The sequence below is a fragment of the Roseomonas sp. CCTCC AB2023176 genome (genome assembly GCF_042259275.1).
In the GTDB taxonomy this organism is placed as follows: domain Bacteria; phylum Pseudomonadota; class Alphaproteobacteria; order Acetobacterales; family Acetobacteraceae; genus Roseomonas.
Genome location: NZ_CP170086.1, coordinates 4,042,342 through 4,066,100, shown reverse-complemented (window position 1 = coordinate 4,066,100; position 23,759 = coordinate 4,042,342). Strand labels below are relative to the sequence as shown.

Genomic DNA, 23,759 nt, shown 5'->3' with positions numbered 1-23,759 from the left:
CGTCCTAGTTCTCGTGCACCACGGTGAACTTGCCCTCGCCGCGCATGACAGCAGTGAAGGCGCCGGGCTCGTGGATGTTGAAGACGATGATCGGCAGCTTGTTCTCGCGGGCCAGCGAGATCGCCGCGGCGTCCATGACCGCGAGGTCGCGCGCGAGCATGTCGAGGTAGGTCAGTTCCTTGTAGCGCTCGGCATCCGGGCGCTTGCGGGGATCGGCGGAATAGACGCCGTCCACCTGTGTGCCCTTGAACAGGGCGTCGCACTTCATCTCCGCCGCGCGGAGGGCGGCGGCGGTGTCGGTCGTGAAGAAGGGGTTGCCGGTGCCTGCGGCGAAGATGACGACCCGGCCCTTCTCCATGTGCCGCTCGGCACGGCGGCGGATGAAGGGCTCGCAGAGGCTCGCCATCGGGATGGCCGACTGGACGCGGGTGGGGACGCCCACCTTCTCCAGCGCGTTCTGCATCGCCAGCGCGTTGATCACGGTCGCCAGCATGCCCATCCCGTCGGCCTGGGCACGGTCCATGCCGGAGGAAGCGCCGGAGACGCCGCGGAAGATGTTGCCGCCGCCGATGACGAGGGAGACCTCGGTTCCCAGGCGGGTGACCCCGGCCACGTCCTCCGCGATCGCGCGGACCGTCGCGTTGTCCAGGCCGTAGTCGCGGTCGCCCATCAACGCCTCGCCGGAGACCTTCAGCAGGACGCGCTTGTAGCGGGGCTGGGTCATTCGGTCCGGGTATTCCTGGAAGCGCGGGAAACTAGGCGGGGCGGGAGGGGGCGGCAAGGCGCCCCCTCCCCGTTCGTCCAAGACCTTCGGGCGTTTCAGGCCTTCGGGGCGTCCAGGCCGGCGGTCGCCGCGACCTCGGCGGCGAAATCGGACTGCGCCTTCTCGATGCCTTCGCCTAGCTGGAACCGGGCGAAGCCCTTCAGGGTGGCGCCGGCCTTCTGGACGACGGCCTTCACGCGGCTCTCGCCGTCATGCACCCAGACCTGCTCGAGGAGGACGACCTCCTCGTAGAACTTGCGGATCCGGCCCTCGACCATCTTCTCGATGACCGCCGGCGGCTTGCCGGAGGCGGCGGCCTGCTCGGTCAGCACGGCCTTCTCGCGCTCCAGCGACTCCGAGGAGACGGATGAGACGTCGAGCGCATGCGGGGAGGTCGCGGCGACGTGCATGCCGATCTGACGCCCGAGGGTGAGCAGCGCGTCGCTGCCATCCGCCGCCTCCAGCGCCGCGAGAACGCCGATCTTGCCGAGGCCGGGGCGCACCGCGTTGTGCACGTAGGTCGCGACGGCGCCGCCGCCGACTTCCAGCACGCGGGCGCGGCGGATCGTCATGTTCTCGCCGACCGTGGCGATCAGGCGGGTCAGCTCGTCCTCAACCGTGCCGGCACCGCCGGGATAGGCAGCGGCCTTGATGGCGTCCACGGACTCGCCGGTCTCGAGCGCGATCTTCGCAACCGCCTCGACGAAGGCCTGGAAGCCCTCGTTGCGCGCGACGAAGTCGGTCTCGGCGTTGACCTCGACCATCGCGGCCTTCGTGCCGCCGGCAGCGACGCCGATCAGGCCCTCGGCGGCAACGCGGCTGGACTTCTTGGCGGCAGCGGCGAGGCCCTTCTTGCGCAGCCAGTCGATCGCCGCCTCGGCGTTGCCCTCGTTCTCGACGAGGGCCTTCTTGACGTCCGACATGCCCGCGCCGGTCTTCTCGCGCAGGTCGCGGATCATAGCTGCCGTGATCTCGGCCATCTTTTTCGTTCCGTGGCTGGGCCGGCGCTCGGTGCCGCGCCGGATGGGGAGTCGGGCCAATCCAGGGGCAACCCGGCCCCGGACCGTGATTCGCGGCCCTGATAGAGGGATCGGGGCGGCGGTTCCACCCCGATCCGACGTCACAACGATGGGGGCGGCGCCGTTTCCGGCGCCACCATGGCTGAGAGGGGCGGTCAGCCCGCGTTGTTGCCGTCGTCGCGGTTGTTCTGGACCATCTGCTCCAGCGTCTCAGTGTCGAGGCCGGCGCCGACGGAGGACTGGACAGCGCCCTCGAGCACCGGCACGTCCGCAACTTCGGCGCCGCCGAGGGCCTCCGGCACCGCGCCAGCACCGGGCAGGCCGCTGTCGTCCGGCAGGACCTCGGAGGGCAGGTCGGCCTGGGCGCCGACATCCATGCCGGAGGCGGAGAGCTCAGCCGAGATGCCGTCGAAGACCGCCGCCGCGATCATGTCGCAGTACAGGTTGATCGCGCGGATCGCGTCGTCATTGCCCGGGATCGGGAAGGCGACGCCCTGCGGGTCGGCGTTGGAGTCGCAGACGGCGACGACGGGGATGCCGAGCTTGTTGGCCTCCTCGATCGCCAGCTTCTCCTTGATCGTGTCGATCACGAAGATGATGTCGGGCAGGCCGCCCATCTCGCGGATGCCGCCGAGCGCGCGGTCGAGCTTCTCCTTCTCCCGCGTCAGCATCAGGACTTCCTTCTTCGTCAGCCCCGTCGTGTTGCCGGAGAGCTGCTCGTCCATCTGCTTCAGGCGCTTGATGGAGCCCTGGATGGTCTTCCAGTTCGTCAGCATGCCGCCAAGCCAGCGGTGGTTGACGTAGTACTGGCCGCAGCGCGTGGCGGCTTCCGCAACGTAGTCGGCCGCCGCCTTCTTCGTGCCGACGAAGAGCACGCGGCCGCCGCCCGCCACGATGTCGCGTACCGCGCGCAGCGCGCGGTCCATCAGGGGCACGGTCTGCTGGAGGTCGAGGATGTGGACCTGGTTGCGGACGCCGAAGATGTAGGGCGCCATGCGGGGGTTCCACCGACGCGTGTGGTGGCCGAAGTGAACGCCGGCCTCGAGCAGGCCGCGCAGGGTGACGTCAGGCATCGCCATGGGGCGGTTCCTTACCTTCCGATGAGATCCGGTTGAGCCTCCGCGGTGCAGAACCCCTGCTCGGTTCCCTGCGGAACCTCGCGCGGTCGCTTTCCGTAAGAAAGCTCCCGGGGACCGGACCCTGCCGCTTATCTCGGAAGGGCGCGCCGCGTGCGAATTTGCCGGGCGCGGGTGGTTACCGCGCCCGGCCCGCCGCATGTGGCATGGGACCCGGAACCGCGCAAGGCTCGGGGCGCCCGCCCGACATCGTCACTGCCCCGCCCCGTCCCGGAACCAACCGAGGCAATGGACGTGCGCCGCTCGTTTCGGCACGGCCGCCGAGCGGGCGGTCGTTCAGGAGGTAAAGGCGGCGTCCAGACGGCGGAGCATGGCAGCCTCGGCGTCCGACACCTTGCTCGTGAGGCCGAGGAACCCGCCGGCAGCCTCGGCGATGCGCCTGGCACGCCCGACGACGGTGTCGTGCAGGGTCCGGCGCGCGTGATGGTCCATCCCGGCCACGGTGGCGCGCGTGGTGGCTTCCCAGGTTTCGATGAGAGAAGCGGGCGGGGCCGAGCCGAGCCAGGAAGAAAGCAGGCCTTGGGCCGGCGAGCCGGCGGCGATCCCCGCCTCGGACGCGGCGGAAAGGACGGCCTGCCGCTCGCGCTCGTCCAGCGTGCCGTCGGCCCAGGCGACCGCGACGAGGGGAACGAGGCTGATCGCGGCAAAGGAGGCGGCGTCCAGGCCAAGTCCCGCCACGCGGTCGAGAAGGGCCTCGTCCGAGATGCCGGAGGCCTGACGAAGGGCGCTCCGGGGGTCCTTCGTGGCGTCGTCCTGGCGAAGCCGTTCGATCAGTGCGCGGTCCTGCGCGGCGAAGAAGGCTTCTTCCAGCGCGCGCCGGCGATCGTCGAGGGACTCGCTCATTCTCGGGCCTCCGTGTGTGGGGGCGATGTAGCGCGGCCTCGCGCAGCCGGGAACCGGGCGGTCAGGCCGGGACCACGTTCTCCACCCCCGGCACCACCTTCAGGGCCTGGGCGAGGCGGGGCGACACGTTCCATCGGCCGGGGAGCGAAACCTCGACCTCCTGCCCCGGTGCCAGGCGGGGGATGAGGATGATCTCGCCCTTGCCGCGGCCCTCGCGCTCCAGGAGGCCGCGGATGCCGTCCAGCGCCTCGGGTTTGCCGATCTCGATGCGCAGGCCGCCGCCGACGGACTGGGCGGCCTTCTCCAGCGGCTCGCAGTCCATGGCGGTTAGGCGGACGGTCTCACCATCCATCCGGACCTCAGCGGAGAAGAGGACGGCGCTACCCTCCGTCAGCATGTCCCGGCATTTGCCCAGGACCTCGGAGAAGCACGTGACCTCCGTGCTGCCGGTGGCGTCGGAGAGGCGGACCCAGGACATGCGGGAACCGGTCTTCGTCGTTCGCTCCTTCGCCCCGATGACCGTGCCCGCGATCCTCATCTTGCCGCTGCCGGCAGCGGCGCGCTCGGCGATGCGCGCGATCGGCACGGCGCCAAGCTTGCGCAGCGGTTCCCGATACGCGTCGAGCGGGTGCGCCGACAGGTGGAAGCCGATGGCCTCGGCCTCCTGCGACAGGCGGTCGAGCTGCGGCCAGTCCGGCGTGTCGCGCAGGCGCAGCGGAGGGGTCTCGTGCGCCTCACCGAAGAGGCCGATCTGATCGCTGCCGCGATCCTCTGCCGCCGCCTGGGCACGGCGGAGGATGGCTTCCGCGCCCTCGAAAACCCGGGCGCGGTTCATGTCGAGGCATTCGAAGGCACCCGCGCGGGCCAGGTTCTCGACCTGCATCTTGTTCAGTTGCTTCGGGTCCACGCGGTCGGCGAAGTCGGAGAGCGACTTGAAGGCCCCGCCCTCCCCGCGCACGCGCACCAGGTCCTGCATCGCGCCGAGGCCGACGCGCTTTACTGCCGCGAGCGCGAAGCGGATCGCGTCGGTCCCGTCCTCGAGCCGTTCAACCGAGAACTCGGCGTCGCTGCGATTCACATCCGGCGGCAGGATCTTGACGCCGAGGCGCGAGGCCTCCTGCATGTGACTCGCCAGCTTGTCCGTGTTGGACAGGTCCAGCGACATGGACGCGGCGAGGAACGCGACCGGGTGGTTCGCCTTCAGCCAGGCCGTCTGGTACGAAATCAGGGCGTAGGCCGCAGCGTGCGACTTGTTGAAGCCGTACTCGGCGAAGCGGGCCATGAGGTCGAAGATCTCGCCGGCCTTGTCCTTGGGCATGCCGCGCTCGGTCGCACCGTCCACGAAAGTGGCGCGCTGCGCTTCCATCTCCGACCGGATCTTCTTGCCCATGGCGCGCCGGAGCAGGTCGGCCGCGCCCAGCGTGTAGCCCGCGAGTTCCTGGGCGATCGTCATGACCTGCTCCTGGTACACCAGGATGCCGTAGGTCTCCTCGACGTAAGGGCGCATGGAGGGGTGCACGGCTTCCCAGGGTTCTCCGTGCTTGCGGGCGCAATAGGCCGGGATGTTCGCCATCGGGCCCGGCCGGTAAAGGGACACGGCGGCGATCAGGTCCTCGAACCGATCGGGGCGCATCATGCGAAGGCAGTCCCGCATGCCCTGGCCTTCGAACTGGAACACGCCGGCCGCGTCGCCCTTCGCGAGCATGGCGTAGGTCTTCGCGTCGTCCAGCGGGATGCGAGCGAAGTCCACGTCGTGCCCGAGCGATTTCAGGATGGACTGCGCGCGTTCCAGCACCGTCAGCGTCTTCAGGCCGAGGAAGTCGAACTTCACGAGGCTCGCGCTCTCCACGTACTTCATGGAGTACTGGGTCACGAGCATGTCGTTCCGCGGATCCCGGTAGAGCGGAAGGATGCCGATCAGCGGCTCCCGCCCGATGACGACGCCGGCGGCATGGGTGGAGGCGTTGCGGTAGAGACCTTCCAGGTGCAACGCGGTGCCGATCAGCCGGTCCACGTTCTCGTCCGCGCGCATCTCCCGCAGGCGCGGTTCGGAATCGAGCGCCTCCTGCAGGGTCGGCGGCTTCGCGGCGTTGAACGGAATGAGCTCCGCGATCTTGTTCACCTGACCGAAGGGCAGGGCCATCACGCGGCCGACGTCGCGGACGACCGCCTTTGCCTGGAGGCGGCCGAAGGTGATGATCTGCGCGACTCGATCCGGGCCGTATTCGTCGCGGACGTAGCGGATCACCTCGTCCCGCCGGTCCTGACAGAAGTCGATGTCGAAGTCGGGCATCGAGACGCGTTCGGGGTTCAGGAATCGCTCGAAGAGGAGCCCGAAGCGGAGCGGGTCGAGGTCGGTGATCGTCAGCGCCCAGGCTGCGACGGAACCGGCGCCCGAGCCGCGGCCCGGGCCGACGGGGATGCCGTGCGCCTTCGCCCATTGGATGAAATCGGCGACGATGAGGAAGTAGCCGGAGAAGCCCATCGTCTCGATGACCGAGAGCTCGAAGGCCAGGCGGTCGCGGTACCTCGGGCGGTCGGATTCGGGCGTGTCCTGCGCGTCGAGGCGGGATTCGAGGCCGGCAAGGGCCATCTCGCGCACCGTCTCGGCCTCGGTCATTCCGGGGCGGACCTTGGGGCAGAGAGGGAGCTCGGGTTTGCGCGTCTCGGCCATGATCGCACAGCGGCGCGCGATCGCGAGCGTGTTGTCGCAGGCGTCCGGCAGGTCGTGGAACAGCGTGCGCATCGCGTCGGCGGGCTTGAACCAGTGCTCCGGCGTCACGCGGCGGCGGTCGGGTTCGGCGATCGTCCGGCCCTCGGCGATGCAGAGCAATGCGTCATGCGCCTCGTACATCTCGGGCTTCGCGAAGTAGACGTCGTTGGTCGCGACGATGGGTATGGAAAGGGCCTCCGCCAGCGCGAGCTGGCCACTCTCCGCTATGCGGTCGGCGTCTGTGCCATGACGGTGCAGTTCAAGCGCGAGGCGGTCGCCGAAGGCTTCGCGCAGCGCGGCGAGGAGCGATTCAGCCTGCGGGCGGCGGCCTTCCAACAGCTGTCGCGCGACGGGGCCATTGGTGCCGCCCGTCAGCAGCGTCAGCCCTGCCTGGTGCGCGCAGAGCTGATCCAGGGTGACCGCCGGCCTGCCCGCCGTGTCCGGCCCCAGGAAGCCGAGCGAGGAGAGGCGCTGCAGGTTGTCGAGGCCCTTCGCGTCCATCGCCAGCGCGACCACCGGGTCGGCCGTGGCTCGCATCGGGTCCCTGTCCTCGTTCGGGCGGGCGAGCCAGAGCTGGCATCCCAGGATGGGCTGCACGCCATCCTTCGCCGCGTACTGAGAGAACTCGAGAGCGCCGAAGAGATTGGCCGTGTCGGTCAGAGCCAGCGCGGGCATGCCGTTCTTACGGGCCAGCGCCGGGAGCTTGTCCGCCTTGATGGCGCCCTCCGCCATCGAATAGGCGGAATGGACGTGGAGGTGGACAAAGGCGTCGGGCATCTCCCGGAATATAGGTCACCGGCCTTCGTCAGGGCAGTGGAGTCGGCGTGATCAGGCGGGCACGATGCGTCCGTCGCGCAGCGTCACCACACGGTCCATGCGCGCGGCCAGGTCCGGATTGTGCGTGGCGATGAGGGCGGCGAGGCCCCTGCCCCGCGCGGCTTCCAGGAGTTCGGTGAAAACCCGGTCTGCGGTGCCGGCATCCAGATTCCCGGTCGGCTCGTCCGCGAGCAGCACTTTCGGTGCGTTGCAGAGAGCGCGGGCAATGGCGACCCGCTGCTGCTCGCCACCGGAGAGGCGGGAGGGGCGGTGATGAAGGCGCTCCGCGAGGCCGAAGGCGGACAGGATATCCCGCGCGCGGGACGCTGCTTCGGCCCGCCCCCGATTCGCCGCGAGCTGGGGGAGAATGACGTTTTCCTCCGCCGTGAACTCGGGCAGGAGGTGGTGGAACTGATAGACAAAGCCGATCGTCGTTCGGCGGATGGCAGTCCGTGCATCGTCGTCCAGTGCACCGGCCTCGCGGCCCTCAACGAGGACCTGACCGCCGTCCGGCTTCTCGAGCAGGCCCGCAGTGTGAAGCAGCGTGGACTTGCCGGTGCCGGAGGGGGCGACGAGAGCGACGATCTCGCCGGCTTCCAGCGTTAGGTCGGCGCCGCTCAGGACCGGCAATTCGCCGGCTTCCGTCCGATAGCGGCGCTCGACGCCCCGGAGAACGAGGGGTGCGTCAGGCATTCCGCAGGCCTTCGACCGGATCCAGCCGCGCGGCGCGCCAGGACGGGTAGATCGTTGCCAGGAGCGACAGGCCGAGACCCATGCCGACGACCTGGGCGACCTCCCGATAGTCCACCACGGCCGGGAGACGCGTAAGGAAATACACTTCCGGCGAGAAAAGCTCCGTTCCCGTCAAGGATTGCAGGAACTGCCTGATGTTCTCGATGTTCAGGCAGAATACCATCCCAATCAGGAAGCCGATCAGTGTTCCCGCCACGCCGATCGAGGCGCCGGCGAGGAGGAAGATGCGGAGGATCGAGCCCTTCGTCGCCCCGACTGTCCGCAGCACCGCGATGTCCCGCCCCTTGTCCTTCACGAGCATGATGAGCGACGAGACGATGTTGAACGCCGCTACGATGATGATGAGGGTGAGGATGAGGAACATGACGTTCCGCTCCACCTGCACCGCGTTGAAGAAGGACGAGTTGCTATCCTGCCAATCCAGGATGCGGACCGGCCGGTCTCGCGTTGCACTCCAGATCTCGCGGCTGACCTGGCGCACGCGGGTCGGGTCCTGCACGAAGACCTCGATCTGCGTCGCGGCATCGCGGGCCTGGAAATACACCTGCGCCGCGTCGAGCGGCAGGAAGACGTAGGTCGCGTCGTATTCCTGCATCCCCGCCTCGAACAGCGCGATCACGGTATAGGCCTTCAGGCGGGGGATGGTGCCGACGACGGTCGCGCGGCCTTGCGGCGAGACGAGGGTGATCTTGTCGCCGACACCGATGTTGAGGCGCCGTGCAAGGCGGGTACCGATGACGATCGCGTCGTCGCCGGAGAAGCCCTGCAGGCTGCCAGCGCGGATGTTGCCTGCGATCAGGGGGCGACCGCGGAGATCGTCCGGGCGGATGCCGCGCGCTAGGCCGCCCGTGGCACCGCCATTCTCCGTCGTGAAGAGGACTTGCCCCTCGACCAACGGCGTCGCGGAAACGACGCCCGGTAGGCGTCGGATGCGCGCGGCGATGTCGTCGAAGTCCCGCAGGTTGCCCGCATCGGCGAAGACGCCGAGATGGCCGTTCAGCCCGAGGATGCGGCCCAGCAATTCCTGCCGAAATCCGTTCATGACGGACATGACGATGATGAGGGTCGCCACGCCCAGCGCGATGCCGACGAGCGAGAAGATTGCGATGACCGAGACGAACCGCTCGCCCTTGCGTGCGCGCAGGTAGCGGAAGGCGACGGCACGCTCGAAGGCGGAGAACATCAGGCCGCGCCCTTGATCCGCGCCACGGCCTCCGCGAGCGGTAGTTCGACGCGTTCGCCGGTCGCGCGGCGCTTCAGCTCCACGACGCCGCGTGCCGCGCCGCGGGGACCGATGACGGCCTGCCAGGGATGGCCGATGAGGTCGGCATCGGCGAACTTCGCGCCGGCGCGTTCCTCCCGGTCGTCCAGCACGGCATTCCCGGGGAAGGCGGCGTAGAGCTGTTCGGCCAGCCCGTCCGTCGCGGCGTCGCCGGGCTTGAGGTTCAGGATGGCGCAGGCAAAGGGCGCGACGCTGTCGGGCCAGATGATGCCCTCGTCGTCGTGCGACGCCTCGATGATCGCGGCGACGAGGCGGGAGACTCCGATGCCGTAGGATCCCATCTCCGCCGCTACTGTTGAGCCGTCGGCGCCCGCGACCTGCAGGCCCATCGGGGCAGAGTACTTCTTGCCGAAGTAGAAGATGTGCCCGACCTCGATGCCGCGCGCGGAGACTCGCTCCGCCTCGGGGATGGCATCCCAGGCCGCCTCGTCGTGCTTCTCGTCGGTTGCGGCGTAGCGGCTTGTCCAGAAATCCATCACCGCCTTCGCGTCCATGTCGTCGTTCGCCAGGGCGTCGAAGGCGAGCAGGTCGCGGTGGAGGTAGACCACGCTCTCCCCGGTCTCGGCGAGGATGATGAACTCGTGGGACAGGTCGCCCCCGATCGGGCCGGTGTCTGCCTGCATGGGGATCGCCTTCAGGCCCATCCGCGCGAAGGTGCGGAGGTAGGCGCGGAACATCGCGCGGTAAGACTCACGCGCGCCCTCCGGCGTCACGTCGAAGGAATAGGCGTCCTTCATGAGGAACTCGCGCCCGCGCATCACGCCGAAGCGGGGCCGTACCTCGTCCCGGAACTTCCACTGGATGTGGTAGAGGTTCCGCGGCAGGTCGCGGTAGGACTTCGCGTAGGCCTTGAAGAGATCGGTCACCATCTCCTCGTTCGTCGGGCCGTACAGCATCTCCCGGTCGCCGCGGTCGCGGATGCGCAGCATCTCCTTGCCGTAGTCGTCGTAGCGGCCGGAGCGGCGCCAGAGCTCGGCCGATTGGATCGTCGGCATCAGGATTTCCTGCGCGCCGGCGCGGTCCTGCTCCTCCCTCACGATCTGCGCGACGTTGCGGAGCACCCGCTGGCCGGCGGGCAGCCAGGCGTAGATGCCCGCGCTCGTCTGCCGGATCAGGCCAGCGCGGAGCATCAAGCGGTGGGACAGGACCTCTGCCTCGGCAGGCGTCTCCTTAAGCGTCGGCAGGAAGGCGCGGGACAGGCGCAAGGGGCAGGGCTCCGGCGGGTCGGGTGGCGGCGCAACCTAGGGGCGCGGGGGCGCGGGCGGAAGCGGTCAGGCCGGTTTCCGCCGCTGCGGCGCAAAAAGAAAGGGCCACCCCCGAAGGGGCGGCCCGAGTTTAGGGAGGAAACGCCAGTCACACGGCGGAAGGAGGAAGACCTCCTTCCCGAAGCAATGATGCAATGATGTCCCTGGTGCATCTACGCATGCATCGCGGCCGAAAGCTGGAAAATGAGGCGTCGAGACAGGCGGACGCCCAAGAGGCCGGCAGTTCTGACCGGCGTGCCTAGTCGTTGGGCATCGCCATCCATCCCGACCGGAACGACAGCCAGTCCGACGAGATAAGCCAGTAGGCCAGGAACCAGAGAACGGCGGTCAGCAACGTATTCAGAAGGAGGATTCGCGCGATCCGCACCCGCGTCGGCGCGCCACGCCACCCACCCGGGGCCTTCCCGGCCGGATCGGGGCGGATGCCGATCGGCAGCACGGCGAACAGCGCCGTCCACCAGATCAGAACGAAGACCAGTGTGCCCGAGATCCAGGTCAAGGCTGCCGATCCCCGAACCCTGCCCTGCCCCGGGCGTTACGGGACCAGCAGGACAGGAGACGACCGCCATGCGTCGAAGCATCTGCGCCGCCAGCCTCGCCATCCTCGGCCTGGGCTCGACGGCCGAGGTCGCGCTGGCCGATCCTCCCTGCGGACGCGGTTGGCGTCGGGGGGAGGCGTGCGGACCCCGCCATGCGCATCGCGACGGGGATCACCGGGAGGCTTACCGCCGTGAAGGCTATCGGCGAGACGCGTACCGCCAGGATGGCTACGCGTGGCGGGACCCGCGCTCCGGCAGCGGCCACTACGCGGCGCCGCGCGCCTACGCCCCCCTCCCCCAACGGTCTACGCCCCGAACTACGGCCCGAGCTTCAGCCTGAACGTTCGCTGAGGGGACGCGCGCGCAAGCCGGTGGGCGCGCAGGCGCCCATCGGTCGGCAAATCCACCCGGTCGGTCGCGCCGCGTCACACCCGGAGAAGATGCAGCTCGACCAGCGGGCGCTTGCGCACCCGCCGGCCGATGGCCTTGCGCAGTGCCGTGCGCGCGGCTTCACGGAGGGCATCGTCCTCCCGTCGCAGCGGCGCCGGCAGGTCGTTGATCAGACGGGCGAGTTCGCCGGCCACCTGTTCCGATTCCTCATCGCCAGGCTCGAACAGGCCGGGGGCCGAGACTTTCGGGGTACCGCGGACGCGCCCGGACTCGTCCACCGCAAGCGAGCCGACGACCACGCCGTTGGTCAGCATGCGACGGCGCGCGTCGAGGACGGCGCCGTCCATCGGCAACAGGCGCGTGCCGTCCACGGCCAAGCGTCCGCTCTGGACGGATTCCGCGACCTCGACCTTGCCCGGGGCGAGTCGGAGCATGTCGCCGTCCTCGATGATGTGCGGCGTCGCGCCCATGTCCTTCGCGAGCGCCGCGTGCTCCTGCAGGTGGCGCCATTCGCCGTGCACGGGGACCGCATGCTTCGGACGCACGAGCTGGTAGAGGCGCCGAAGCTCCTCTCGCGCCGGATGGCCGGAGACGTGGATGGGGTGCTCGGCGTCCGGCGTAATCACGCGGCAGCCCGCGCGGGTCAGCTGCTCCTCCACGTTGAGGATGGCACGCTCGTTCCCCGGGATCATGCGGGAGGAGAAGATGACCGTGTCGCCTTCACCCAGCGAAATCTGCGGGTGCGTGTCGGCAGCGATGCGGGACAGCGCGGCGCGTGGCTCGCCCTGGCTGCCCGTGCACAGGATCAGCAGCTCGTCGTCGGGCAGGAAGCCCGCCTCCTCCTCGTCGAGGAAGGGCGGGATGTCCTTCAGGAGCCCGACCTCGCGCGCCGCGGCGTCCACGTTGCGGAGCGACCGGCCGAAGAGGGCCACGCGCCGGCCCGCGGCCTTCGCGGCGAGGCAGACGGACTCGACGCGCGCGACGTTCGTCGCGAAGCAGGCGACGGCGACCCGCCCCGTCAGGCCACCGACGAGGTCCGTAAGGGCGCGACGCACATCCGCCTCGCTGCCCGAGTGGCCGTCCACGAGCGCGTTGGTGCTGTCGCAGACCATCGCCAGCACGCCCTCCTCGCCGAGGGCCTGGAAGGCGGCCTCGTCCGTCGGGGGACCAATCAGGGGATCCGGATCCAGCTTCCAGTCGCCTGTGTGCAGCACGACGCCGTGGCGCGTGCGGATGGCGAGCGCCTGCGCCTCGGGTACCGAATGCGCGACCCGCATGAACTGCAGGTCGAAGGGCGCGAGATTGAAGCGTCCGCCGAGAGGGATCGTGTGGATGTCCGCATCGTGCAGAAGCCCCGCCTCACCCAACTTGCGGCGCAGCACGGCGCTGGCGAAGGGGCTGGCGTAGATCGGGCAGCGCAGCAGAGGCCAGAGCGACGCCACGGCGCCCAGGTGGTCCTCATGCGCGTGGGTGATCACGAGGCCCACGAGGCGGTCGCGGCGCTCGGACAACCAGGCGGGGTCCGGCACCTGGATCTCGGCCTCCGGCGCTTCTGAACCGCCAAAGCCAATTCCGCAGTCTACGGCGAGGAGCGAGCCGTCCAGGCGATAGACGTTGAGATTCATGCCGATCTCGCCCGTACCGCCGAGCGGCAGGAATGCGAGATCACCCGTGGTCACCACGGCTTCATTACCAGGATCATTCCGGTTCCGTCTTCAGGATGTTGGGGAGCGTTGTTGGATGGAAGATGGGGGCCGGGTGCCGGTCCGCCAACAGCCGTAGCCCATCCAGCATGATGTCGTGGCCGGTTCGCTCAGTCGCGATGGTGTAGCGGCGATGGGCGGGACCAGGCCGCGGGTCGTGACAACGATAATGGCCCGGCCGTGCTCGGGCCGGCGACGCCAAGCTCCATGCCATCGCTCCGTCCGGTCGGCGCGGGTCGCGGTCCGCCGGTGGCCGTGCCACGCTGCGCCGTGGTGCCCCGTGAACACGAAGTCGGTCTTGCCCCGGCTCATTGCCAGCGGCACTGGGCCCTCCCCGCTCAGCCCTGCACGTCGCCAGCGCGGATGGCGTGGACACGCCCGCCCGTTCGGAGGAGCAAGGAACCGTCATCCCCGAGGCCCTCATAGGCGCCGGCCAGGGGCCCGCGGGGCCGGTCACTGCCAGGTGCGTCCCCGGTGCAGGTCCGCGATCCAGCCATGCGCGCCGGATCGCCCCGAAGCCCTCGACATGCCGGGTCCGCCTCCAATCCGAGAGGGCGTGGAGGACGTCCGCGGCAACAAGCTCCGGCGACGGAGCGGGCGGAGGCAGCGCGGCGGTGGGCCGGTCCGGCAGGTCGGGAGCGCTCGCGAGGTTTGCGCCGACGCCGAGGCAGATCCAGTCGAGGCGGCCATCCCCCCGGGCCTCGGCTTCGAGGAGCAGGCCGGCGATCTTGGCGCCGCCGAGCAGCAGGTCATTCGGCCACTTCAGCTGAAGCGCCGCGGGCCCGGGCACGTGCGGGGACAAGGCGTCGTGCACGGCGAGCGCGGCGAGGAGCGACCATTCCGGCAGCGTCCGCGCCGGCTCGCTCGGGCGCAGCAGCACGGACAGGTGCAGGTTGCCGCGTGGGGAGGCCCAGCGCCGCCCGGAGGTGCCGCGCCCCGCTGTCTGCCGGCGGGCCAGGAGCGCGAGGCCTTCCGGCTCGCCGGCAGTGGCGAGGCGGCGGAGCAGGTCGGAGGTGCTCGGCACTTCCTCATGGACGAGGAGGCGCCAGCCGTCGGGAAGGCGCCTCATCGCCGGATGGCGGGCGGTGGGGGCTGGCTCACCCGCCGATCGCAGCAACCGCCGTCGCCGCGGCCGCGATGATCGGGGCGGGGAAGAGGAAGAACAGAACGTTGAAGAGCCCGGCGACCCCCAGCACGAAGGAAACGGGCGCGGGACGCGGGTCGAGAGCCCCCTGCTCCGCGTCGAAGTACATCACCTTGATGATGCGGAGGTAGTAGTAGGCGCTGATGACGCTGGTGAGCACGCCGATCGTGGCGAGAACCCAGAAGCCGCCCTGCACGGCCGCGAGGAAGACGTAGAGCTTGCCGAAGAAGCCGGCGAGCGGCGGGATGCCGGCCATCGAGAACATGAAAACAGCCATGGCCAGCGCCATCGCCGGATCGGTGCGACCGAGGCCAGCGAGGTCGTCCACCTGCTCCAACGCCCGGCCGTTGCGGCGCATCGCGACGAGGACGGCGAAGGCGCCGGCGTTCATGACGAGGTAGATCGCCATGTAGAGAAGGACGCCGCGAAGACCGGAGTCGTTCGCCACGGCGAGGCCCATCAATGCGTAACCGACATGGCCGATCGAAGAGTAGGCCATCAGCCGCTTGATGTTCCGCTGGCCGAGTGCCGCCAGCGAGCCCAATACCATCGACCCGACGGAGGCGAGCCAGATCACGTTCTGCCACTGCGCCGCCAGATCCGAGAACGGATCGGCGAGGACCCGCACGAGCAGGGCAACCGCCGCAACCTTCGGCGCCGAGGCGAAGAATGCCGTCACCGGCGTCGGCGCGCCCTCGTAGACGTCGGGCGTCCACATGTGGAACGGCACGGCCGAGATCTTGAAGGCCAGCGCGGCGATCACGAAGACCAGCCCGATCACGAGGCCGAAGGGGGCGTTGCTGGCATCCCCCACGGCGTTACCGATGGCCGTGAAGCCTGTTGCGCCCGAGAAGCCGTAGGCGAAGCTTGCGCCGTAAAGGTAGAGGCCGGACGCCAGCGCGCCGAGAACGAAGTACTTGAGCCCTGCCTCGGCAGAGCGCGCATTGTCCCGATCGAAGGCCGCGACGACGTAGAGGGAGAGGGAAAGCAGTTCGAGCCCGAGATAGAGTGTGATCAGGTCGTTCGCCGAAACCATCACGAGCATGCCGAGCGTGCTGAAGAGAATCAGCACCGGGAACTCGAAGCGGGCAATGCCCTGACGCTCGTTCCAGTCCAGCGCGAGCAGGAGCCCGGCCGCGGCACCGAGGAGAACCAGCACCTTCGCAAAGCGCGCGAAGGCGTCGGAGATGAACTGGCCGCCGAACGCGACTCCCTCGGGACCGGCGATGACAAGGACGGCGGTGATGAGCAGCGCACCGAGCGTGCCGAGGGTGACCGGGCGCGTCATGTCCGCCTTCGGAAGCACGCCGACCATCAGGAGGACAAGGCCGGAGACCGCGAGGACGAGCTCCGGAAGAGCAAGGATCCAGTTCATCGGGCGAAGTCCATCACAGCCCCGCGACGTTCGAGAGGGCCATCGCCGCCTCGTGCCGCTGGACGAGCGCTGCCACCGTCGTCTCCCAGACGCCGGTGAAGGAGGAGGGGTAGATGCCCATCCAGAGCGTGATGGCGATCAGCGGCAGGAACACCGCGACCTCCCGCCAAGACAGATCACCAAGCGCCCGCACGTCGTCCCGCTGCACGCGCGAGAAGATCACGCGGCGATAGAGGTAGAGCATGTAGGCCGCGCCGAGGATCATGCCCATCGCCGCGCCGAGCGCGACCCAGGCGGAGGATCGCCATGCGCCGGTGATCACCAGGAACTCGCCGGGGAAGCCGGCGGTCCCCGGCAGGGCCACGCTCGCCATGGTGAAGAGCATGAAGACCAGCGCGTAGATCGGCATGATCTTCGCGACGCCTCCGTAACGCGCGATCTCCCGCGAGTGGACGCGGTCGTAGAGGACGCCGACGCAGAGGAAGAGCGCACCGGAGACGATGCCGTGGGAGAGCATCGTGAACATCGCGCCGGAGATGCCCTGCTGGTTGAAGGTGAAAAGGCCGACCGTGACGATCCCCATATGGGCGACGGACGAATAGGCGATGAGCTTCTTCATGTCCTCCTGCGCCAGCGCGACGAGGCTGGTGTAGATCACCGCGACCACGGAAAGCGCGAAGATCATCGGCGCGAAGAAGGCGGCGGCATCGGGAAACAACGGGATGGAGAACCGGACGAACCCGTAGCCCCCCATCTTCAACAGCACGCCTGCGAGAATGACGGAGCCGGCTGTCGGGGCCTCGACATGAGCGTCCGGAAGCCAGGTGTGTACAGGCCACATCGGTACCTTCACCGCGAAGGAGGCGAAGAAGGCGAGGAACATCCAATGCTGCCACGACGGCGGCACCGGCGTGTCCAGCAGCACGGCAAGGTCCGTGCTGCCCGCGCGGTACCACAGCGCGAGGATCGCGAGCAGCATCAGGACGGAGCCCAGCAGGGTGTAGAGGAAGAACTTGAAGGCCGCGTAGACGCGGCGTTGCCCGCCCCAGACCCCGATGATCAGGAACATTGGGATCAGCACGCCTTCGAAGAACACGTAGAAGATGATCAGGTCGAGCGCGCAGAACATGCCGACCATCATGGTCTCGAGCACAAGGAAGGCGATCATGTACTCCCGAACACGGGTCTGCACCGCATCCCAGGAGGCGAGGATGCAAAGGGGTGTCAGCAGAGTGGAGAGGAGGACGAAGAGAAGGGAAATGCCGTCCACGCCCATGTGGTAGGACACGCCGAACTCGGGCAACCATTCGACGCGCTCGACGAATTGTGCGTCGGCCGAGGAGGCGTCGAAGCGGAACCAAAGGATGAGCGAGAGCGCGAAGACGATCAGGCTGGTCCAGAGGGCGGTCCATCGGGCGTTGGAGCGAACTGTCTGCTCGTCACCACGGACCATCAGGATCGCGATGACGCCTGCGATCGGCAGGAAGGTCAGCAGCGAGAGGATGGGAAAGCCGACGACGTTCATCGCGCGAGCCCGAGCATGATGACGGATACGAAGATCACCAGCCCGATGATCATGGTGAAGGCGTAGTTCGCCACGCGGCCGGTCTGCAGTCGCACGGCCCCCCGGGCCGCATCCGCGGTCACGGCGGCCAGGCCGTTCGGCATTCCGTCAATGATCCGCGCGTCACCGGTGCGCCAGAGCACCTGCGCCAGGCGCCGCGCGGGCCGGACGAAGATCCGGTCGTAGAGTTCGTCGAAGTACCACTTGTTCAGCAGGAACCGGTAGACGGCCGGGAAGGCTCCGGCGACGCGCCCCGGCAGGCTCGGCACGAACATGTACATGACGTAGGCAAGCGCGATCCCGCCGACGCCCATCAAGGTCGGCAGCAGGCCGACCCATGCCGCCGTCTCGTGGGCGGCGTGCAGGGTGTGGTTGTGCGCGGCCGTGTGAATGGCGCCGTTCCAGAACTCGGCCTCGTGGTGGCCGACGAACAGATCCTCGAACGCGGCACCGGTGAAAAGCGCACCGAGGGCGAGGACCAGCAGCGGGATCAGCATGACGGCCGGGCTCTCATGCACGTGGTCCATCACGTGATGATCGGCCCGCGGGCGGCCATGGAACGTCAGGATGAGCAGCCGCCAGGAGTAGAATGCCGTCAGGAAGGCCGCGATCAGACCAAGGACGAAGGCGAACATCCCCGCGCCGGTATGAGCGGCGAAGGCGCTCTCCAGGATCATGTCCTTCGAATAGTAGCCGGCAAAGAACGGGATGCCGGCGAGGGCGAGGGAGCCGATCCACATGACGGCATAGGTGACCGGGATCTTCGTCCAGATCCCACCCATGCGCCGCATGTCCTGTTCATCGGACATCGCGTGAATCACGGAGCCGGCCGAGAGGAACAGGAGCGCCTTGAAGAAGGCATGGGTGAAAAGGTGGAAGATAGCGGCCTGATAGGCGCCGACCCCGATCGCGAAGAACATGTAGCCGAGCTGCGAGCAGGTCGAGTAGGCGATCACCCGCTTGATGTCGTTCTGGACGCAGCCGACCGTCGCGGCGAAGAACGCCGTTGAGGCTCCGACGATGGTCACCAGCGTCAGGGCGACGGGCGCATATTCCGTCACGGGCGACATGCGGGCCATCAGGAAGACGCCGGCCGTGACCATCGTCGCGGCGTGGATCAGCGCGGACACGGGCGTCGGGCCCTCCATGGCGTCCGGAAGCCAGGTGTGCAGGCCAAGCTGCGCCGACTTGCCGCAGGCCCCGAGGAAGAGGAGGACGGAGATCACCTCCAGCACCGGCAGGCCGGCGAAGGTCCGGTCGCGAACCGTCTCGACACTCGCGAAGATGCTGTCGAAGGAAAGGGCGCCGAAGGTCCAGAAGGTCAGGGCCATGCCCAGCATGAAGAAGACGTCGCCGACGCGGTTCACGATGAAGGCCTTCATCGCCGCACGGTTCGCACTCTCGCGGTCGTACCAGTAGCCGATCAGCAGGTAGCTCGCGAGGCCAACACCCTCCCAGCCGAAGAAGAGCTGCACGAGGTTATCCGCTGTCACGAGCATCAGCATCATGAACGTGAACAGGCTGAGATAGGCGAAGAAGCGCGGCGGCGTCTCGTCATGCGACATGTAGCCGACCGAGTAGAGGTGGATGAGGGTGGAGATGAAGGTCACCATCCCCACCATGACCGCGCTGAGCGTGTCGTACCGCAGTGCCCACTGCACTGTCAGGTCGCCGACCGCGATCCAGTCCGTGAGCACGACCGTCCGCGGCGCATGGTGCAGCGCGACGTCCACGAAGGCTGAGAGGCCGCAGATCGCGGCCAGCACCATGCAGCCGACCGAGACCCATTGCGACAGGCGGTCGCCAAGCCAGCGGCCGAACAGCCCGGCAAGGCACGCGCCGAGGAGAGGGAAGAAGACGGCGCCGACGAGCATGATCCCCTCAGCCCCTCAGGGTGGACACATCGTCCACCTCGATGCTGCCGCGGTTGCGGAAGTAAATGACGACGACGGCCAGCCCAATCGCAGCCTCGGCGGCAGCGACCGTCAGGATGAACAGCGCGAACACCTGCCCGCCCAGGTCGCCAAGGCTGGCCGAGAAGGCCACCAAGTTCAGGTTGACCGAGAGCAGGATGAGCTCGACCGACATCAGGATGACGATGACGTTCTTGCGGTTCAGGAAGATGCCGAAAACCCCGAGGACGAGCAGGATCGCCCCGACGGTCAGATAGTGGCCGAGGCCGATCGTCAGCATCAGTGGTGCGCCCCGTGGGTCGGTTCGTGGGCCACGGCCACTGGCTTCGGTTCATCAGGCGGCGGGGGGCGCAGGATGCCCAACTCGCCGATCGTCGCCCCGACCGGAACCTGGGCCAGGTCGAGCTGCGTCCGGCGGGCGACCTGCACCCCGATGTCCTGGCGCCGGCTCCGGTGCCGGTCACGATGGGTCAACACGATCGCGCCCATCATGGCGACGAGCAGGATCAGCCCAGCCGCCTGAAACAGAAACACATAGTCGGTGTAGATCACCCGTCCCAGCGCTTCGGTGTTGCTGATGCCGTTCGGCGCGGGAACGCCGCGCAATGCGACGGCTTCCGCGCTCGACCGCCAGGCGCCGACTGCGAAGACCAGTTCCAGGAACAAGATCCCGCCGACCACGGCACCGATCGGCGCATAGCGCTGGAAGCCCTCCCGCATCTGCGAGAAGTCGATGTCCAGCATCATCACGACGAAGAGGAACAGAACGGCAACAGCACCCACGTAGACGATCACGAGGATCATCGCCAGGAACTCCGCCCCCGCGATCAGGAAGAGCGCCGCCGCGTTGAAGAAGGCGAGGATGAGGAACAGCACGGAATGTACCGGGTTCCGGCTGGTCACGACCATCACGGCCGATGCGATGAGGATTGCGGCGAAAAGGTAGAAGGCGAGACCGGCGATCATCGGTAGGGCGCATCCGCCTGCAGGCGCGCGGCGAGGACGGGTTCCCAGCGGTCGCCGTTATCGAGGAGCTTCTCCTTGTGATAGATTAGCTCCTCACGCGTCTCGGTCGCGAATTCGAGGTTCGGCCCCTCGACGATGGCGTCCACCGGGCAGGCTTCCTCACAAAGGCCGCAATAGATGCACTTCGTCATGTCGATGTCGTAGCGCGTCGTGCGGCGGGAGCCGTCCTCGCGCGGCTCGGCCTCGATCGTGATGGCAAGCGCCGGACAGACCGCCTCGCACAGCTTGCACGCGATGCAGCGCTCCTCGCCGTTCGGGTAGCGGCGCAGTGCGTGCTCGCCCCGGAAACGCGGCGACAGCGGCGCGCGCTCATTGGGGTAGTTGATCGTGGCCTTCGGCTTGAAGAAGGCCTTGAGCGTCAGCCACATCCCGGAGGCCAGCTCCGCCAGGAGGAGGCTCCGCGCGGCGCGGTCGAGCGTCGCCATTCAGGTCACCTTTCGGGCTGCGGTCATGCCGGCAGCCATCCGAAGAGCTTGAGGGCCGCGGCCGTCAGCACGAGCCACACCAGACTGATGGGCAGGAACACCTTCCAGCCCAGGCGCATCAGCTGGTCGTAGCGGTATCGCGGAAAGGTCGCGCGCACCCAGACGAAGACGAAGAGGCAGAAGCAGATCTTCAGGATGAACCAGATCGGCCCCGGCAGCCAGTTGAACGGCGCGACGTCGAAGGGCGGCAGCCACCCCCCGAGGAACAGGATCGTGGTCAGCGCGGACATCAAGATCATGTTCGCGTATTCGCCCAGGAAGAAGAGGGCGAAGGTCATCGCGGAATATTCGACGAAGAAGCCGGCCACGAGTTCCGACTCACCTTCCGGCAGGTCGAAGGGCGCCCGGTTCGTCTCGGCGAGCGTCGAGATGAAGAAGATGACGAACATCGGGAAGAGCGGGATGGCGAACCAGACCGTCTCCTGCGCCCGCACGATCTGCGTCAGGTTCAGCGACCCGACGCAGAGAAGGACGGTGACGATCACGAAGCCCATCGAGACCTCGTAAGACACCATCTGGGCCGCTGACCGAAGCGCACCGAGGAAGGCGTACTTCGAATTCGATGCCCAGCCGGCAATGATGATCCCGTACACGCCGAGGGACGAGATTGCGAAGAGGTAGAGGATGCCGACATTGATGTCGGCGATCGCCCAGCCATCATTCACCGGGATCACCGCCCAGGCGATCATCGCGAGGACGAAGGTGAGCATCGGTGCCATGATGAAGAGCGCCCGGCTTGCCCCGGCCGGGACGATCGTCTCCTTCATCAGCATCTTGCCGGCATCGGCGAAAGGCTGCAGCAGGCCGAACGGCCCGACGACGTTCGGTCCCTTCCGCAACTGCATCGCGCCGAGAATCTTCCGCTCGGCCCAGGTCAGGTAGGCGACGAAGATCAGCAGCGGCACAAGCAACGCCAGCGCTTGCGCGACCGTCAGCGAGAGGACGCCGAGCGGCGAGTTGAGGAAGCCGTCCACGACGCTACTCCGCCGCCATCGCCGGCGCGGCGGCGCCGTACCGCTCGGCCGAGCACTGCGCCATCACGTCGCTCATCCGTCCGAAGACGTCGGCCCGGTAGTAGTCCGTGATGGGGTAGGCGAAAGGCGTGTCGGAAAGCGCCCCCTGCCCTGCCGGCGCGCCGCCGGCGAGCTTCGCCCTGGGCACCGCGTCGACCCCCGCGAAGACTGGATTCACCGCGACCAGACGCTCCCGCACTGCGCCGAGTTCGTCGTAGGGAAGCGGCTGTCCCAGGACCTCGCTCGCGGCACGGAGGATGCGCCAGTCCTCCCGCGCCTCGCCAGGCGGGAAGACGGCACGGCGACCGCGCTGCACGCGACCCTCCGTGTTCACGTACGTCCCATCCTTCTCCAGGTAGGATGCGCCGGGCAGGATGACGTCGGCACGTGAGGCACCGCGGTCGCCATGGTGGCCCTGGTAAACCACGAAGGTCCCGGGTCGGATCAGGCCGGGGTCGATCTCATCCGCGCCCAGCAGCCACAGCAAGTCCACGCCGCCGTTCAGCATGGCGCCGAGATCCTTGCCGCGCTCCCCCGGCACGAAGCCCAGGTCCAGCGCGCCCACCTGTCCGCCGGAACGATGGAGGACGTTAAAGCCGTTCCAGTCCTCGCGCATCGCGTTGAGCGACTGCGCCAGATCCCACGCCCCCGCGAGCACCGCCGCCCCGTCTGGCCGCGCCAGGGCGCCACGCCCGACGAGGATCATCGGCCGCTTGGCGTTCCGCAATACCTCGCCGAAGCGGCTGTTCGCGATGCCGGCCAGCGTGCTCGGCCCATCGCGCAGGCCGCGGTGCGGATAGGTCAGATCGACCTCCGGCCCGATCAGCCCGACGGTCATGCTGCCGTTCATGACCTGCTTGCGGATGCGCGCGTTCAGCACCGGCGCTTCCAGCCGCGGGTTGCTGCCGACAATCAACAGCGCATCGGCCTGCTCGATGCCGGCGATCGTCGTGTTGAACAGGTAGAACTCGCGCCGCGACGCGTCGATCGCCGCACCATCCTCGCGGCAGTCGAGGTTCGCCGAACCGAGCGAGGTCATCAGATCCTTCAGCGCGACGACGCTTTCCGCATCTGCCAGGCCGCCTGCGACCGCGCCGATCCGCTCACCGGGAACTCCACGCAGCCGCACCGCGATCGCCTCGAAGGCCTCGCGCCACGTGGCAGGACGCAACTGCCCGTCCCGCCGCACCCAGGGCCGGTCGAGCCGGCGCCGCTTCAACGCGTCAAAGGCAAAGCGGGGACGGTCGGCCAGCCACTCCTCGTTCACGTCCTCATGCGTACGCGGAAGGATGCGGATCACGTCGGGACCGCGGCTATCCACCCGAATGTTGGACCCCACCGCGTCTAGCACGTCGACGCTGTCCGTCTTCGCCAGCTCCCAAGGCCGGTACATGTAGGCGATGGGGCGCGCGGTCAGCGCGCCGACGGGGCAGATGTCGATCAGGTTGCCGGCGAGCTCCGTCCCCAGCGCCTTCTCGACGTAGTTCGTGATCTCCATCGCCTCGCCACGACCGACCGCACCGAGCTCAGGCACTCCGGCGATCTCGGTCGAGAAGCGGACGCACCGCGTGCACTGGATGCAGCGGTTCATGATCGTCTTGACCAGTGGCCCCAGATACTTGTCCGGAACGGCACGCTTGTTCTCGCGGTAGCGGCTGGAGTCGCCGCCATAGGCCACGGCCTGGTCCTGCAGGTCGCACTCTCCGCCCTGGTCGCAGATCGGGCAGTCGAGCGGATGGTTGACCAGCAGGAACTCCATGACGGAGCGCCGCGCGTTGCGCACGACGAGGCTGTCGGTGCTGATCTTCATCCCGTCCATCACCGGGAAGGCGCAGGACGCCACCGGCTTCGGCGACTTCTCCACCTCGACGAGGCACATGCGGCAGTTGCCGGCGACCGACAGGCGCTCGTGGTAGCAGAAGCGCGGGATCTCGCGCCCGGCGACCTCGCAGGCCTGGAGGGCCGTGGCGCCCGCCGGCACCTCGACCTCTTCGCCATCCACCGTCACCTTGATCAT

The 23,759-nt window shown here is 68.2% G+C and carries 19 protein-coding genes; all 19 read right to left on the bottom strand.

Features of this window, described 5'->3' with window-relative positions; all coding sequences use genetic code 11:
• Positions 1–4 precede the first annotated feature (4 nt).
• The 19 genes from pyrH to nuoG all read right to left on the bottom strand — a co-directional run bounded on the left by pyrH (position 5) and on the right by nuoG (position 23,759).
• Positions 5–724, bottom strand: coding sequence for a UMP kinase (gene pyrH, locus ACE7GA_RS20345; protein WP_376090702.1), 720 nt, complete (start codon positions 722–724; stop codon positions 5–7).
• 95 nt (positions 725–819) lie between these two features.
• Complete coding sequence (gene tsf, locus ACE7GA_RS20340) at positions 820–1,743, bottom strand: translation elongation factor Ts (protein ID WP_376090699.1); 924 nt, start codon at positions 1,741–1,743, stop codon at positions 820–822.
• 194 nt (positions 1,744–1,937) lie between these two features.
• Positions 1,938–2,861, bottom strand: a complete 924-nt coding sequence (gene rpsB / locus ACE7GA_RS20335) for a 30S ribosomal protein S2 (RefSeq protein ID WP_376090696.1) — start codon at positions 2,859–2,861, stop codon at positions 1,938–1,940.
• A gap of 333 nt (positions 2,862–3,194) precedes the next feature.
• The gene (locus ACE7GA_RS20330; RefSeq protein ID WP_376090693.1) at positions 3,195–3,761 is read right to left on the bottom strand and encodes a hypothetical protein; all 567 of its coding nucleotides are present in this window, start codon (positions 3,759–3,761) and stop codon (positions 3,195–3,197) included.
• 61 nt (positions 3,762–3,822) lie between these two features.
• Positions 3,823–7,251: a DNA polymerase III subunit alpha gene (gene dnaE / locus ACE7GA_RS20325; protein ID WP_376090690.1), complete on the bottom strand. Its 3,429-nt coding sequence runs from the start codon at positions 7,249–7,251 to the stop codon at positions 3,823–3,825.
• Positions 7,252–7,302: 51 nt separating this feature from the next.
• On the bottom strand, positions 7,303–7,983 hold the full coding sequence (locus ACE7GA_RS20320; protein WP_376090687.1) for an ABC transporter ATP-binding protein: 681 nt from the start codon (positions 7,981–7,983) through the stop codon (positions 7,303–7,305).
• The gene (locus ACE7GA_RS20315; RefSeq protein WP_376090684.1) at positions 7,976–9,226 is read right to left on the bottom strand and encodes a lipoprotein-releasing ABC transporter permease subunit; all 1,251 of its coding nucleotides are present in this window, start codon (positions 9,224–9,226) and stop codon (positions 7,976–7,978) included. Before ACE7GA_RS20315 ends, ACE7GA_RS20320 begins: the two co-directional genes overlap by 8 nt.
• Positions 9,226–10,530 (bottom strand): proline--tRNA ligase, encoded by a 1,305-nt coding sequence (gene proS / locus ACE7GA_RS20310; protein ID WP_376090681.1) that lies wholly within the window; start codon positions 10,528–10,530, stop codon positions 9,226–9,228. The genes ACE7GA_RS20315 and proS overlap by 1 nt, the downstream gene beginning before the upstream one ends.
• Positions 10,531–10,828: 298 nt before the next feature.
• Positions 10,829–11,089, bottom strand: a complete 261-nt coding sequence (locus ACE7GA_RS20305; RefSeq protein ID WP_376090678.1) for a DUF1467 family protein — start codon at positions 11,087–11,089, stop codon at positions 10,829–10,831.
• 465 nt (positions 11,090–11,554) lie between these two features.
• A complete protein-coding gene (locus ACE7GA_RS20300; protein WP_376100416.1) occupies positions 11,555–13,144 on the bottom strand; it encodes a ribonuclease J in 1,590 nt (529 codons plus the stop codon).
• Between the two features lie 73 nt (positions 13,145–13,217).
• Positions 13,218–14,291 (bottom strand): biotin--[acetyl-CoA-carboxylase] ligase, encoded by a 1,074-nt coding sequence (locus ACE7GA_RS20295; RefSeq protein ID WP_376090675.1) that lies wholly within the window; start codon positions 14,289–14,291, stop codon positions 13,218–13,220.
• A gap of 28 nt (positions 14,292–14,319) precedes the next feature.
• A complete protein-coding gene (nuoN, locus tag ACE7GA_RS20290; protein ID WP_376090672.1) occupies positions 14,320–15,741 on the bottom strand; it encodes an NADH-quinone oxidoreductase subunit NuoN in 1,422 nt (473 codons plus the stop codon).
• A gap of 13 nt (positions 15,742–15,754) precedes the next feature.
• Entirely contained in the window at positions 15,755–17,266 is a 1,512-nt protein-coding gene (locus ACE7GA_RS20285; protein WP_376090669.1) for an NADH-quinone oxidoreductase subunit M, read from the bottom strand.
• Positions 17,263–19,179 (bottom strand): NADH-quinone oxidoreductase subunit L, encoded by a 1,917-nt coding sequence (gene nuoL, locus ACE7GA_RS20280; RefSeq protein ID WP_376090666.1) that lies wholly within the window; start codon positions 19,177–19,179, stop codon positions 17,263–17,265. The genes ACE7GA_RS20285 and nuoL overlap by 4 nt, the downstream gene beginning before the upstream one ends.
• 7 nt (positions 19,180–19,186) lie before the next feature.
• Positions 19,187–19,498, bottom strand: a complete 312-nt coding sequence (gene nuoK / locus ACE7GA_RS20275) for an NADH-quinone oxidoreductase subunit NuoK (protein ID WP_376090663.1) — start codon at positions 19,496–19,498, stop codon at positions 19,187–19,189.
• Complete coding sequence (locus tag ACE7GA_RS20270; protein ID WP_376090660.1) at positions 19,498–20,184, bottom strand: NADH-quinone oxidoreductase subunit J; 687 nt, start codon at positions 20,182–20,184, stop codon at positions 19,498–19,500. Before ACE7GA_RS20270 ends, nuoK begins: the two co-directional genes overlap by 1 nt.
• Positions 20,181–20,669: an NADH-quinone oxidoreductase subunit NuoI gene (gene nuoI / locus ACE7GA_RS20265; protein ID WP_376090657.1), complete on the bottom strand. Its 489-nt coding sequence runs from the start codon at positions 20,667–20,669 to the stop codon at positions 20,181–20,183. The genes ACE7GA_RS20270 and nuoI overlap by 4 nt, the downstream gene beginning before the upstream one ends.
• 23 nt (positions 20,670–20,692) lie before the next feature.
• Positions 20,693–21,703, bottom strand: coding sequence for an NADH-quinone oxidoreductase subunit NuoH (nuoH, locus tag ACE7GA_RS20260; RefSeq protein ID WP_376090654.1), 1,011 nt, complete (start codon positions 21,701–21,703; stop codon positions 20,693–20,695).
• A 4-nt stretch (positions 21,704–21,707) separates the two neighbouring features.
• Positions 21,708–23,759: an NADH-quinone oxidoreductase subunit NuoG gene (gene nuoG, locus ACE7GA_RS20255; RefSeq protein WP_376100414.1), complete on the bottom strand. Its 2,052-nt coding sequence runs from the start codon at positions 23,757–23,759 to the stop codon at positions 21,708–21,710.